The 12,245-nt window shown below is 61.8% G+C and carries 14 protein-coding genes; 5 read left to right on the top strand and 9 right to left on the bottom strand.

Annotation, left to right across the window (positions count from 1 at the left end; translation table 11 throughout):
* Nucleotides 1-113: 113 nt before the first annotated feature.
* Nucleotides 114-1,070 carry a helix-turn-helix domain-containing protein gene (locus C4Q27_RS28015; protein WP_003247896.1) on the top strand — a complete coding sequence of 319 codons (957 nt, stop codon included), beginning with the start codon at nt 114-116 and terminating at the stop codon, nt 1,068-1,070.
* A gap of 59 nt (nt 1,071-1,129) precedes the next feature.
* Here the strand turns inward: C4Q27_RS28015 and C4Q27_RS28020 are convergent, their stop codons facing one another.
* Nucleotides 1,130-2,023, bottom strand: coding sequence for a DUF2950 domain-containing protein (locus C4Q27_RS28020; RefSeq protein WP_104887741.1), 894 nt, complete (start codon nt 2,021-2,023; stop codon nt 1,130-1,132).
* Nucleotides 2,020-3,480: a DUF3300 domain-containing protein gene (locus C4Q27_RS28025; protein ID WP_104887742.1), complete on the bottom strand. Its 1,461-nt coding sequence runs from the start codon at nt 3,478-3,480 to the stop codon at nt 2,020-2,022. Before C4Q27_RS28025 ends, C4Q27_RS28020 begins: the two co-directional genes overlap by 4 nt.
* A gap of 245 nt (nt 3,481-3,725) precedes the next feature.
* Between C4Q27_RS28025 and C4Q27_RS28030 the strand changes: the two genes are divergently transcribed.
* Nucleotides 3,726-3,977: a hypothetical protein gene (locus C4Q27_RS28030; protein ID WP_104887743.1), complete on the top strand. Its 252-nt coding sequence runs from the start codon at nt 3,726-3,728 to the stop codon at nt 3,975-3,977.
* An 81-nt stretch (nt 3,978-4,058) separates the two neighbouring features.
* On the top strand, nt 4,059-4,778 hold the full coding sequence (locus C4Q27_RS28035) for a TorF family putative porin (protein ID WP_003247889.1): 720 nt from the start codon (nt 4,059-4,061) through the stop codon (nt 4,776-4,778).
* Here C4Q27_RS28035 and C4Q27_RS28040 read toward each other — a convergent pair.
* The 3 genes from C4Q27_RS28040 to C4Q27_RS28050 form a co-directional block, all read right to left on the bottom strand.
* Nucleotides 4,775-5,647, bottom strand: a complete 873-nt coding sequence (locus tag C4Q27_RS28040; RefSeq protein ID WP_064493376.1) for a DMT family transporter — start codon at nt 5,645-5,647, stop codon at nt 4,775-4,777. The genes C4Q27_RS28035 and C4Q27_RS28040 overlap by 4 nt on opposite strands.
* Nucleotides 5,648-5,981: 334 nt before the next feature.
* The gene (locus C4Q27_RS28045; RefSeq protein ID WP_104887744.1) at nt 5,982-7,016 is read right to left on the bottom strand and encodes an RHS repeat-associated core domain-containing protein; all 1,035 of its coding nucleotides are present in this window, start codon (nt 7,014-7,016) and stop codon (nt 5,982-5,984) included.
* Between the two features lie 144 nt (nt 7,017-7,160).
* The gene (locus C4Q27_RS28050) at nt 7,161-7,583 is read right to left on the bottom strand and encodes a RidA family protein (protein WP_064493375.1); all 423 of its coding nucleotides are present in this window, start codon (nt 7,581-7,583) and stop codon (nt 7,161-7,163) included.
* A gap of 506 nt (nt 7,584-8,089) precedes the next feature.
* On the opposite strand from C4Q27_RS28050, the gene C4Q27_RS28055 reads away from it, so the two are divergent.
* The gene (locus tag C4Q27_RS28055; RefSeq protein WP_003247879.1) at nt 8,090-8,416 is read left to right on the top strand and encodes a hypothetical protein; all 327 of its coding nucleotides are present in this window, start codon (nt 8,090-8,092) and stop codon (nt 8,414-8,416) included.
* Between the two features lie 44 nt (nt 8,417-8,460).
* On the opposite strand, the gene C4Q27_RS28060 is transcribed toward C4Q27_RS28055, so the two are convergent.
* Complete coding sequence (locus C4Q27_RS28060; RefSeq protein WP_003247877.1) at nt 8,461-8,673, bottom strand: PLDc N-terminal domain-containing protein; 213 nt, start codon at nt 8,671-8,673, stop codon at nt 8,461-8,463.
* A gap of 103 nt (nt 8,674-8,776) precedes the next feature.
* Nucleotides 8,777-9,247, bottom strand: a complete 471-nt coding sequence (locus C4Q27_RS28065; RefSeq protein ID WP_004577024.1) for a hypothetical protein — start codon at nt 9,245-9,247, stop codon at nt 8,777-8,779.
* Nucleotides 9,248-9,408: 161 nt separating this feature from the next.
* Between C4Q27_RS28065 and C4Q27_RS28070 the strand changes: the two genes are divergently transcribed.
* A complete protein-coding gene (locus tag C4Q27_RS28070) occupies nt 9,409-10,416 on the top strand; it encodes a GlxA family transcriptional regulator (RefSeq protein WP_003247873.1) in 1,008 nt (335 codons plus the stop codon).
* 38 nt (nt 10,417-10,454) lie between these two features.
* On the opposite strand, the gene C4Q27_RS28075 is transcribed toward C4Q27_RS28070, so the two are convergent.
* Nucleotides 10,455-11,138 (bottom strand): TetR/AcrR family transcriptional regulator, encoded by a 684-nt coding sequence (locus tag C4Q27_RS28075; protein WP_004577026.1) that lies wholly within the window; start codon nt 11,136-11,138, stop codon nt 10,455-10,457.
* Between the two features lie 148 nt (nt 11,139-11,286).
* A complete protein-coding gene (locus tag C4Q27_RS28080) occupies nt 11,287-12,171 on the bottom strand; it encodes a hypothetical protein (protein WP_104887745.1) in 885 nt (294 codons plus the stop codon).
* Nucleotides 12,172-12,245 lie beyond the last annotated feature (74 nt).

The raw sequence follows: 12,245 nt of genomic DNA on the forward strand, positions 1-12,245 counted from the left end.
AACCGCCCGGCAGTTTTGCGCTGCCGGGCGGTTTTTACAATAACAAGAGCTGCTTGAGTAGCTTGCCTGCAGTTCCTTTTTTCAATGCTGCCCTCTTTGAAAAAGGACCCACCATGCCCACAGAACTCTCGACCCACGGCTGGCCACAGCCTGAACGCCAGGCACGCTGGGCCGAAGCCATCAGTGACACCTATTTCCCACTGAGCCTTGAATTTGCTGCCGGACAGCCATTCGATGGCCACCTGCAGCGCTGGAGTACGCCGAGCACGCCGCTCAGCCTGTCGCGCCTGCGGTCCAGCCAGCTGGGTTACTCGCGCAGCAACGCGCATATCGGCCAGGACCATGAAGCGTTCTACCTGGTGACCGTACCGCATGGCAGCGAGGTGCACTTCGAACAGGACGGCCACCAGATCAGTTGCAGCCCGGGCGGTTTCATCGTCGAGCGCGGCGATGCACCCTACCGCTTCCACTACGGCACGCAGAACGACTTGTGGGTGCTCAAGCTGCCCGAGCGTGCGCTCAAAGCCAACCTGCTGGGGCACAAGCGCTATACCCGGCATTGCTTCGATGCCCGTCAGGGCCTGGGGCGCATCTTCGTCGAGCAACTCGACCTGTGTGCCCGCCATTTCGACACCAGCCCCCCGGCAGCCCGGCATCTACTGCTGGAACAGGCCTCCGCCACCCTGCTGCTGGCCTTGCAACAGGATGAGCGCGTGCTGGGCAGCGAAGGCAGCAACCTCAGCACCCTGCACCTGACGCGGGTCGAGCAGTACGTGCAGCAAAACCTGGGTGACCCCGAGCTGTCGCCACAAACCATCGCCAGCGCCTGTGGGCTGTCGCTGCGTTATCTGCACAAGTTGTTCGCGATCACGCCCTACACCCTTGGCGAGTGGGTACGCCGTCAACGCCTGGAGGCCGTGCACCGGCAACTGCTTGACCCGCATTGCCACCTGGCGATCGGCGAACTGGCATTTCGCTGGGGCTTTGCCGATCAGGCGCAGTTCACCCGGGCATTTCGCCAGCAGTATGGGTGCACGGCGAGCGAGGTGCGGGCTACGCGTGCGCACTGATCACAACAACGGAAAATGGCCCGCTTCCACAGGGGCACCGTCGCGTTGGCTTGGCGGGCTCAATCCCCCGCCACCACATCCACCACTTTCCAGCTGTCGTCCGGGTCAAAGCGTTTCATCTCCTTCGCCAGCCTGTCGCCATGCGGCCCGAGGTCTTTCTCGAACACTTGGCCGTCATGGCTGATCATGAAGCTCATCACCCCGGTGTCGTCGTACCTGGCCGGCCAGGCGACCATGGCGAAGCCACGGCTCATCTGGTTGCCGATCAGGTAGCTGTAGGCACCGCCCGGGGCGGATGGGCCCTGTGCGTCCAGGATGCGGAAGTGGTAGCCATACCAGGCGTCACCGACCACATCCTGGCCGAACAGCGGGCCCAACGGGCTGACGTCACCGTCGCCATCGTCATCCCAATACAGCCCGTCATGCTTGCCCGGCTCGCTGAAAATCTTCTGTGCGTACTCCAGCGCACCATTGCCGTTATGGTCCTGGGTGGCGTAGTCCATTTGCGCATCGTGATAGGCCAGCAGCGACTGCAGAACACCCAGCTCGTTGCGCCCGATACGACGGGCGCGGATTTCGGCACTGCCCGCCTTGAGGTCGAAGCGCCAGCCCTGGCTGGTTCTGGTCAGCGGTATGGGCAAGGTCCAGTGGCCGGTGCCCACTGCCAGGATGGCCTTGCCCTCGCCTGACATGTCGATGCTGTGCTGTGCGCGATACTGCTCGAGAAAGGTATCCACATCGCTGCGTTGCACACCACCGCGCGGTATGTAGGTGCGCCAGTCATCGCCCAGCAACTGGGCCAGGCGGGCTTCATCAGGTTTTTCCTGGCCCAGCGCCGCGACAAAGGCTTCCACGGCCTTCTCCGGCGTTGGGAAGGCTTGCTGGGCAGCGGCCATGAACGACCAGGCCAGACCTGCCGTCAGCAGCAATGCAGCGAGTGTCGGGCGCTTCATCGACGGCCTCCTGCGCCGCGACGCGCGGGCGCACTGGGCCGGGAGATCGGGTGCCCGGCGGCACGCGACGCACCAGGCCGCTGAGCGAACGACTGGCTGGTACGGCCGCGGTTGGCCTGCGCGCTGGTGCGCGACGGTGAGCGCACGCCGTCGAAAGCATTGTTGCGGGCACGGCCTGCCGTATTGGCAGGACGGCTCTGCGCCAGCGGCCGCGCCTGGCCGTCGCCCTGCCGCCGTTGATTGGCCAGGTTGCCGTTCTGCTGGCGGCCTTGGACGTTGCGGGTTTCCTGCCGACGGTCAGTCGCCCGCGCGCCATCATCACGGGACGGCATGCGGTTGCCGTCAGGATTGCCTGCCTTGGCCTCGCGCATTTGCTCGCGGGCCTGACGGTTACTGGTAGCCGGCCGTTCGATACCTGCGCGGTCCATCGATGCCCTGGCTTTGTCTCGGGCCTGGGCCCGTTGGGCGTCGTCGCCGCGGAACGCGGTGCGCTGAGTGGCACCGTCCAGCTGGCGGCCGTACTGCTGACGGCTGCGAGAATCGCGGTATGGCACCCCGTCGCGGTTGGCGGCATTGTGCTGCCATTTGTTCTGGTTGTTGGTGATGCGGTTGTTGACGTTGAGGTTGTTGTAGCGGTTGACGTCAATGTCGATGTCATTGTTGTCCCAGTCGCAATCGCCCCACAGCGAGGCGACAATTGCCACGCCGGTACCGAAGGCCAGGCCGGCCACCAGCGCGGAACCGGGGTAGTACATGGGCGGCGGCGGGTAATACACCGGGGGCGAGGCAGGGTAGGCCCAGGTGCCATAGGTGGTGGTCGGGTTATAGCTAGGCACATACACCACTTGCGGGTCGGCCGGCTCGATGACGATGGTGGTGGGCGGGCTGCTGGCCGCTGCCCCTTGGGTGCTACTGCCGCTGGCGGCTGGCGCAGGTGCGGTCTGCACGGTTACGTTCTGGTACTGGCTGCTCTGCAGATTGCCGGCAGCCTGCGCCTGGTGGCGCAAACGCTGCACGCTGCCCATGACATCATCGGACTGAGCGAGGAAAGCATCGCCCAGGCGCTGCACCCAGACCGGGTCCTGGCCAAGCGTTGCCAGCACCTGCGGGAAGGCCACCAGTGCCTGTACGCTAGGGTCCCAGGGCTGCTTGGCCACTTGCCTGACTGCATCGTCACCGGTGGCCTTGGGGTTGGCCTTGGACCAGGTCACGGCCTCATTGACCTGCCCCGGGTAGGTTGACGCCATCAGCACCTGAGCCAGCAACTGATCAGGGTACAAGGCAATGGGGGCCAGCATCTGGTCCAGTTGCTCCTGGGAGAACACCGGGTCCTTGGCCACGGGCGTGGCAGCGGATGGCGCCGGATCCGGCGCGGGCACGTCTTCGGCCAGCACCAGGCCCGGGGCAGCGCTCAGGCAAAGCAGTGCCGACAGGACAGCAAACAATGGCATGCGCATCGCTTATCCCCACAAGGTCAGACCGCGTGGGTTAAGGGTAGCAATGGCGGTGCTTTTGACCAGACGAGGCGACGCAAACTTTTCGCGCTTCAACGGTGGGATGGTTGATGCGTTCGAGTCTATAGGTGGGCTTCGCCGGAACCGTCGATAGTCACTATCGAGCAGGGCAATTTCTACCGAACACTGTGGCCGCATAACCTAGCGCCATCCCCACGCTGCTTCCTAGACTGCCCTGGAGCTAACCGATGAATACCTTGGCCCGCCAGCTGTCCGCCACCCTTGTCGCTTTTGCCATCGCCGTGATCAGCGGCTGTGCCAGCCACCCTGAACTGCGCCCGTACACCGCCGAGGAAACCCGCCAGTTGCAACTGGAAGCCTTACAGCGCCGCGGCCTGTCGCTGGACAATTACGAGCAGCAACGGCGGGTCATCCTGCGTGCCGGTAACCTGCCTGCCGTGACCGAAGCTGCCGACGCTGAACCTTCAACCAAAGGCTGAACGGGCTAGCCGGCGGTTCCCTCCCTCCACTTGCGCAGGTATCCTCTACCGCTCAACCGCAAGCCTTCCAGGACGGAGACCATGATCAGGCCCCTTCTGTTGCTGAGTGCTGCACTGCTTTTAAGCCCCGCGTCGCAAGCCCAGCAGATGAAACGCCAACTGGGCGATTTCGACTTCACACTCGGCACCACCCCCTCACGCAGCATGGCGCAAGGGCTTATCTCACCCAGTGCCGTTGGCGCATTCCATGGCGGGCTCGACCTCAGCCACCCCAATGGCTGGTACCTGGGCCAGTACGCCCCAAGCATGGGCGTCACCCCCGACTCGACCCTGCGCCTGGACAGCTACCTGGGCTACAAGCACCATTTCGACAGCAGCCTGGGCTATGAGGTAGGGTTGATCCATTACAGTCAGCCCAATATCGCAGGCCCCGACAGCTACGCCCTGTATGGGGGGATTTCGGTGCTGGGCAGCCGCTTCGGCGGGGCGCTGCGCGACAACCCCGACAACCGCACGGGCACGCTATTCGCCGACTTCGGCCATCTGCCGATGTTCGACGTCGACTTCACCGTCAAGCTCGCCCACCACCGCCTGGGCACGCCGTTCACCATTGGCGATGGCAGCCAGGTGAATACCTTTTCCGATTGGTCACTGGAGCTGTCGCGGCCCTGGCTGGGCATCGACCTGAACCTGATCTACAGCAACTCCAGCCTGAGCGGCGCGAGCTGCGATGCCTACTCGGGCATCAATACCTATTGCGACAGCGTGGTCACACTCAAGGCCCAGCGCAGCTTTTTTTAACGGCGCGGCGCCAGCGCCAGGGCAATACCGCCCAACACCACCACACAGGCGATCAACAAACGCAACGACACCGGTTCGCCAATCAGGGCAACCCCGCCCAGGGCGGCAATCACCGGCACACTCAGTTGCAGGGTAGCCGCCTGTTGCGCACTGATCTGCCTGACCACGCCATACCAAACGGCATAGCCTGCGCCAGAAGCCAGCACACCGGAACCCAAGGCATACAACAAGCCAAGTGGCGTGAGGTGCGGGCCGGCACCCAGCAACAGCATCGGTAGCAGCAGCACCAGGCACGGCAAGCTGCGGGCAAAATTGCCGGCAGTGTCGGCCAGCGGCCTGGGCGAGCCTTTGCCCAGTAGCGTATACACCCCCCAGGCCACACCGGACAGGGCCATCAGCAAGGCACTGGCCAACGGCGGCGCGGACACGCCGGGCAACAGCAGCACCAGCAGGCCGGCAAAGGCAATCAGCATGCCCAGCAGCATGCGTACAGTGATCTGTTCGCCCCTGTACCACGCGAAGCCGAACATGGTGATCTGCACGGCACCGAACAGCAACAACGCCCCTGCACCTGCGCCCAGTTGCAGGTACGCCGCAGAAAACAGGAACGCGTACAGGAACAGGGCCAGGCCGCCCCACCAACTGCCACCCATGGCCTGCACCGGCTTGCGCAGGCGAATCAGCAACAGCAGAAACAGCGCGCCACTGGCCAGGCGTACCATGGTGAAGGATACCGGGTCGATGGCCCCGTCTTTCAGCGCCAGCCGGCAGAACACCGAGTTGGCGGCAAACGCCACCAGGCTGAAAAGGGCAGGCCAAAGCCAGGCGCTGGTCTTGCGGTCAGTAAGCGTGGTCGTGCCTGTACTCATGGTGTGGTCACCTCTGAGTGGGATTGTTGTTATAGCGGCATTTAGTCAGGACCGGCACCGATATACAAGGAAGAATCCACCGTGGAGGATGGCACCGGCTACGCCGGTGTTCGCGGGTAAAGCCGGTCCTACGGGCGACCGCGCTGGCTTTTCAGGTTTTGAGCAAGACAGTTGCTTCCACCGGTACAGCGCGTACCTAAAACTTTCGCGATCCTATGCATGGCCCCGCCCACACACCAATTCGCTCTGCGGGCTGTCTGAAACCTGACTAAACGTAGACATACGCCCCCCTACTGCTGCAATAGAGTAATCAGACACGCAGACCACTACGACATTAATCAGAGCGCCAACTGGTAGACTCCCTCTTACTACGAATTCTTTTGAGAGCATGTGAAACAGTATCTGCAACCCTAACAACAGCTGAATGCGTCGGCTGAATTTTACTATCCTTAAGCGCTCTCCGCACATTAATCCCTGCAGCCATAGCATCGATCGTAATGGTTCGCAGCTCACGAGACTTCTCTAGATCCAAACCCAAAAAAACATGCCTACTCTCAGCATTGAAGCTCCTAAGTTCTTCAATATCGGTGTTATCAAGCTTCTGGCGCCTATAGATCCAGGAGTCCGAAGCCACCGTGCCTTTTCCTGCTCTCATACCAGCCATCGAGGATGACTTTACCTGACCAGAGCTTGATGCCTGACCACGCTGCAGGCTGCCTTGTACGGGTGCGCCTGAGGTGTTCCAACCCGGCTGCCCATTCAATATGTCTTGCACTGTTTCATCCATGAGCGATGACGACATGTAATAGCCTTCGCTACTACGTCTTGGCCTTTTTTCAACCCTCCCCGACACAATGCGATTCATCTTCGCCTCTGACTTGAGCCCGGGCAGGCTGTTTGACCTCAATCTTGGTGAATGCCCATCGGGGTCACTGAAGTTGACCGGGTCGTCCATACAGTAGGCATAACAGTTCAATCCACCTGCGCCAAAGGGGCTGAAACTGTCCGGACTGTGAAAACGCATCAAGGCAGGGTTATAGCTGCGATAGCCATTACCGAGTAAATACTGGCTGTTCACCAGCAAGTGACCATTGAATGCTGGCCGGTGCGGAGGAATGTCATGGGGGGTGTGATAGCCATAAGCATTGTAGGCAACCGACTCCCCCTGCGCCTGAGACTTGACCACGACCACGGTCTGCACTCCGTCTGTAGCCAATAACGCCGTGCGTGTAGATTCTTGCTCTAGCCGCGTTTCGGCTACTATCTCTGGTTGCGCTCTAACGCACACCATGGCTGATGTACCCGATAAAGCTGTATGAACTTTACCCTGTTGCAAGAAAAAGTGCGTAGTTTTGTCAGAGTCGACCATCTGTTAGCTCCCGCATGTCGCTCTGAATCTTAGGCGCTGATGGAGATAAAACAACTGGTAAAACTAACAGGGCACTGCCTTATGGCACCGGCTACGCCGGTGTTCGCGGGTAAACCCGCACCTACGGGCGACCGCGCCGGCTTTTCAGGTTTTGAGCAAGACGGCGGCTACTGCTTCGATCTCCACCAGCATGCCGTCCAGCGCCAGCCGGGGCACCGGTATCAGCGTGCAGGTCGGTTTCATGTGCGCCCCCCAGGCCCTGTCGGCCTCGGCCACCCATTGGTGCAGGCGCGCTTCGGAGTGCTCGACAATCAGCAGGGTCAGCTTGAACACCTGGGCCAGGCTGGCACCTTTCGACGCCAGGGCCCGCTCCAGGTTGGCCAGCGCCTGCCGGGCCTGTTCGGCGAACACGGGTGACAACTGGCCCTGGCTATCCTCCCCACCCTGACCGGCGATGAACAGCAGACGGCTGTCAGCGCGCACTTCGGCGACATGGGAGTAGGCGTTGCCACTGGGGTCGTAGAGGCCTTCGGGGTTGCTTAGCTGGAATGCGCTTGATGAGGTCACGACAAGCCCTTGCTCGGTTGGAAGAGCGCCGGAGTATCAGACCTTAAGCTAACTCGAGGTCAAGCACGAAGTAGGGCATTTCGTACAAAACACCGTCATGTCGGAACCACGCGTGTGTTTGCGCAGTGGCTGTCAGGCCGTAGGCTCTGTACGAAAAGTCTTGAGACGCAGGTCAGGCAAGGCGAAAACAGCCGAGGAACGGCCGGGGTCGCGCCCGACTGTACTGGAGTACATGAGCATTCCGAGGCTGTTTTCAACGCAGCATGAACAAGTATCAAGGCTTTTCGTACAGAGCCTAGTGTGGTGTTTTGCAAATACGGCCAATAACTCGCGAGCGATTTTTGCGCTCAGGCAAGGCGTCGCGACGAGTCGTAGCCCAGCTACGGCGAGGAGCGACAACGCCGCATGAGCGCAAAAAGCGCCGCGAGTTATGGTCGTTATTTGTGAAACACCACACTAGATTGCAAAGCCAGGCATGGAGGCCTTTAACCAACAAGGAAAAACCGATGAGCAAATTTGATTTTCAGCTGGCCTATACCATCAAGCCGCACAGCGCTCCACGCGATGAAACCGATGCGGCACAGGCACGTCTGCACCTGCGGGAAAAGCTCGGCCTGGACACCGTCGAGCACATTGAAACCACGCTGCTTGGCATGATCACGCTCAATGGCACCACCCTCGCTGACCGCAAGCGGGAAGCTGAAAAGCTGGTCCGCGATTACATCCATGACGCGCTCAAGGAACTGCGCGTACTGTCCACCGTGAAGTTCTACGGCTGCCTGATGGTGGACGGGCTGGGGCCAGCCATGCGTTTCGACATCCTGCCCAAATGACCCTCGACGGCCTCGGGCGCCCCCGCGCCCGAGGCCGCAAACCGTCATTTTTCCTGCAGCACCGCCCTGCCCTTCACCGCCCGCGGCCCGCGCCAGGCCCAGAACAGCAAACCGGGGAAGGGTGCGTAGACCACGAAGACGATCCACAGCATCTTGCGCTCGGCGCGCCGTTCACTGCCGATGATGTGCCAGATGGCCCAGATCTCCAGCAGAATGACCAAGGCTGCGATGATGATCCAGATCGTACCGATTTCCATGAGCGCTCTCCCAATGGCATGTATTGGGTTGGGTTGCTGCAAGCGCTGAGGGTTCAGATTGATTTGACTCACCGCGCCTCTTTGCAGGCGCGGCGAAAAGGCCTTATTGCCGTGGTGCATTCTCCAGCGCAGCCTTCAACGCCGCTGCATCGGTGAACGCCCGCTGGCTGACCAGCACGCCCTGCTGCAGTTGTAACCACTGCACCTGGCCCTCCTGCCCGGGGTAACGGCTGGCCACTCGCCCATCACGGTCGAGCAGCACCCGGTAGCTGTAATCGCGCATGGCCGGGACAGCGAAGAGTTTGCTGATCAGCGCAGGCATGCGCTGAATGTCGGCCACGAATACAGCGGCGCGTGCTTCCAGGTAGCCCTTGGGCTGCTCGGCCAGTGCCGCCTTGACCAGCTTGGCACCGTCCATATCGCGCGCCACCAGCAGTATCTGCGTGTCGGCAGCAAGGCTGTAGGCCTGGTCGTACTGGTCGAGCAGTGTGAACGGGGCAAGCTTGTCGCCCTGCTCCAGGGCGTTGGCCAGCAACGGCAACAGGCTGAGCATCACTACAGCGGCATATCTCATCAGGGGCATCCTCAATGACGGGAGGTCAGCATAGCGGTAAAGCGCCAGGACAGGCAGGTTTGCCTGAACACGACCTGTAATACGACACAGCCACCGGGGAGATTGTCTTTCCTCCGGGCACCGTCCACACTCTGCGGGCCAGCCAGGAAGCGGAGTTCAGAGTGCCCACGCCACGCCAGTTCAGCCAAAAGACCAGCACCAGCAACATGCTACGGCTCAAAACAAGCAGCGCCAATGCCCAGGCGCCCTATCGGGTCGACTTCATCCTGCTCGAACACTTCTCGATGGCCAGTTTCACGGTGGCCATGGACGTACTGGTCACGGCCAACCTGCTACGTGCCGACAGCTTCCAGTTCACCCCACTGTCGCTGGACGGCGACCGGGTGCTCAGCGACCTGGGGCTGGAACTGGTGGCCACCGAGCTGTCCGCCGCGGCGCTGAAGGAGCTGGACCTGTTGGTGGTCTGTGGCGGCTTGCGCACCCCCCTGAAGTACCCGGAACTCGATCGCCTGCTGGACGATTGCGCGGCCCACGGCATGGCCTTGGGCGGCTTGTGGAACGGCGCCTGGTTCCTTGGCCGTGCCGGGGTGCTGGACGACTACGGTTGCAGCATCCACCCCGAGCAACGTGCCAGCCTGTCGGAGCGCAGCCCGCAAACCCGCATCACCCCGGCCAGCTTTACCCTCGACCGTGACCGCCTCAGCGCCGCCAGCCCCAATGGCGCCATGGAGCTGATGCTGGGCCTGGTACGCCGGCTGTATGGTGATGGCCTGGCCGAAGGTGTCGAGGAAATCCTGTCATTCTCCGGTGCGCGCTACCGCCAGGTGGGTCCTGGGGCGAAGAAGTCCATGAGCCTGCACCTGCGCACCATTGTCGAGCTGATGGAGAACAACCTGGAGGAAACCCTCAGCCTCGACCAGCTGGCCGCCTACAGCGGGCGCTCGCGGCGGCAGATCGACCGCCTGTTCCAGGCCCAGCTGGGCACGTCGCCACGGCGCTATTACATGGAGCTGCGCATCACCAAGAGCCGCCGGCTGCTGCAGTATTCCGACCTGTCGGTGATGGAAGTGGCAGTGGCCTGCGGGTTTGTCTCGGTGTCGCACTTCAGCAAGTGCTATGCGGCGTATTTCGGCTACCCGCCGTCGCGCGAGCAACGGCTGGGCGAGTGACCGAGGCCCTTTGAGCCAGCCCAGGCGCTCGAGCAATCTCAGGTACGAGGCTCGAGCTGGATATACCGCAACACCGCATCACAGATCATGGCTTTGTGGCGCAGCTTTATTTGCTCATCAGACAGGTCGATCTGGAAGATCTCGCCAAACGTATGGCGGTTCGACACCCGGTAGAAGCAGAACGAGCTCATCAGCATGTGCAGGTCGATGACCTCGATGCCGGCGCGGAACACGCCTTCCTGAACGCCACGGCGCAGGGTGTTGCCCAGGGCCTCCAGCACCAGGCTGCTCATTTCGCGAATGGCCGGCGACTGCTTGACGTACTCGCCATAGTGGATGTTTTCGGTGCAGATGATGCGCACGAAATCGACGTTGCGGTCATGGTGATCGAAGGTGAACTCCACCAGCCGGCGGATCGCCTGCTCAGCCGGTAACGACTCCAGGTCCAGGCTCTGTTCGGTCTTGCGGATATCCCCGTACAACTTCACCAGGCACTCGCAATACAGCTGCTCCTTGCTGCCGAAGTAGTAGTAGATCATTCGCTTGGAAGTGGCGGTGCGTTCGGCGATGGCGTCGACGCGGGCGCCGGCCAGCCCTTGCTGAACGAACTCGTTGATGGCGGCCTGGAGGATGTCCTCGCGTGTTTTCTCAGGGTTGTTCTTGCGCGTTTTGCGCACCCCTTCGGTTTCAGGCTGGCCGAGGCCGACTACGGAATCACTCATACCCACTCACAGGCTGTTTATTGGAATGCCGGGATTATCCGTTAGCGCGGCCATGCAGGGAAGCACGCTGTTGGTCGGGTAGCCATGATGCCTTGGGCTCGAGCAGCGCGGTCAGCCTGCAGGCACTGATCATCAGCCAGGCGCACAGTCAGTTACGCTGGGCAGTCGCGGGCGCCGGCGCGGGCGTCAGGCGCAGCACGCGGTTACGCCCACCTTCAGCGAGCAGATAACCCCCGATACCATCGGCGATGATCGCCTGCGGAGCCTTGAGGAAAGTCAGCACCGTTTGCTGGCTGCCATCGGCATCGATGCGCAGCAGGCGCGCACGGTGTGTGTTGTCCTCGCTGATCCATAAGCCACGTTGATCACAATACAAGAATGTAGGGTTACGCAGACCGTCGACCACCACCGGGTCGCTGCCATCGTCGGACAGGGAGCGGACCCTGCCATTGGCCTTTTCGGTGTACAGCAGGCGGCCGTCGCTGCAGCGGGTCAGGCCTTCGGTTTCGGTCAGGCCGGACCGCAGTACATCCAGCTGCCCGCTGCTCCAGTCATAGCGCATCAGGCGACCATTGCCCTTGCGGTCTTCGATGGCATAAAGATAGTTGCCTTCGTTCCAGAGGCCTTGCACGCTCTCGCCGTCGAACAGCTGGGTGACCTGGCCATCGCGGGACAGGCTGACAGGTGCCAGGCCACCTTCCTGGCTGAACACCCAGCCGCCCTGCGCCGCGACCATACCGTCGGGCTTGGACAGGTTATCGATCAGCACGACGCGGTCGCCCGTAGCCGTGATCTTGAGGATGCTGCCCCGGCCGTCATCCAGTTCACGGCTGACCAGCAGGCTGCCATCCGTTTGCGGTAACAGCGAGGCGGCTTTGGTTACGTCGCGATGCAACACCTCAACATCCCAGCCGGTAGCGGCCTGAACCGGGTAGAAACTTTGCCACGCGAAGAAGCCCAAGGTGGCCGCGAGCAGGCCGGAGGTGGCAGTCAAGGCGATGCGGGCGCTGCGCTTGCGCAGGATGTGCGGCATGAAGGGGGCTCCTCGGAATCGTTGCGGATCCTAGCAAGCGAATGTGAAAAAAATGTCGAAAGCTGCACAAACGG

Source organism: Pseudomonas sp. SWI36 (genome assembly GCF_002948105.1).
GTDB classification, from domain to species: Bacteria; Pseudomonadota; Gammaproteobacteria; order Pseudomonadales; family Pseudomonadaceae; genus Aquipseudomonas; species Aquipseudomonas alloputida.

What these genes read in the sequence shown, in the direction of transcription:
- C4Q27_RS28065 (WP_004577024.1), bottom strand. Translation starts at nt 9,247, where the DNA reads ATGAGATATGCCGCTGTAGTGATGCTCAGCCTGTTGCCGTTGCTGGCC.
- C4Q27_RS28035 (WP_003247889.1), top strand. Translation starts at nt 4,059, where the DNA reads ATGATCAGGCCCCTTCTGTTGCTGAGTGCTGCACTGCTTTTAAGCCCC.
- C4Q27_RS28015 (WP_003247896.1), top strand. Translation starts at nt 114, where the DNA reads ATGCCCACAGAACTCTCGACCCACGGCTGGCCACAGCCTGAACGCCAG.
- C4Q27_RS28055 (WP_003247879.1), top strand. Translation starts at nt 8,090, where the DNA reads ATGAGCAAATTTGATTTTCAGCTGGCCTATACCATCAAGCCGCACAGC.
- C4Q27_RS28075 (WP_004577026.1), bottom strand. Translation starts at nt 11,138, where the DNA reads ATGAGTGATTCCGTAGTCGGCCTCGGCCAGCCTGAAACCGAAGGGGTG.
- C4Q27_RS28030 (WP_104887743.1), top strand. Translation starts at nt 3,726, where the DNA reads ATGAATACCTTGGCCCGCCAGCTGTCCGCCACCCTTGTCGCTTTTGCC.
- C4Q27_RS28040 (WP_064493376.1), bottom strand. Translation starts at nt 5,647, where the DNA reads ATGAGTACAGGCACGACCACGCTTACTGACCGCAAGACCAGCGCCTGG.
- C4Q27_RS28060 (WP_003247877.1), bottom strand. Translation starts at nt 8,673, where the DNA reads ATGGAAATCGGTACGATCTGGATCATCATCGCAGCCTTGGTCATTCTG.
- C4Q27_RS28025 (WP_104887742.1), bottom strand. Translation starts at nt 3,480, where the DNA reads ATGCGCATGCCATTGTTTGCTGTCCTGTCGGCACTGCTTTGCCTGAGC.
- C4Q27_RS28080 (WP_104887745.1), bottom strand. Translation starts at nt 12,171, where the DNA reads ATGCCGCACATCCTGCGCAAGCGCAGCGCCCGCATCGCCTTGACTGCC.
- C4Q27_RS28020 (WP_104887741.1), bottom strand. Translation starts at nt 2,023, where the DNA reads ATGAAGCGCCCGACACTCGCTGCATTGCTGCTGACGGCAGGTCTGGCC.
- C4Q27_RS28045 (WP_104887744.1), bottom strand. Translation starts at nt 7,016, where the DNA reads ATGGTCGACTCTGACAAAACTACGCACTTTTTCTTGCAACAGGGTAAA.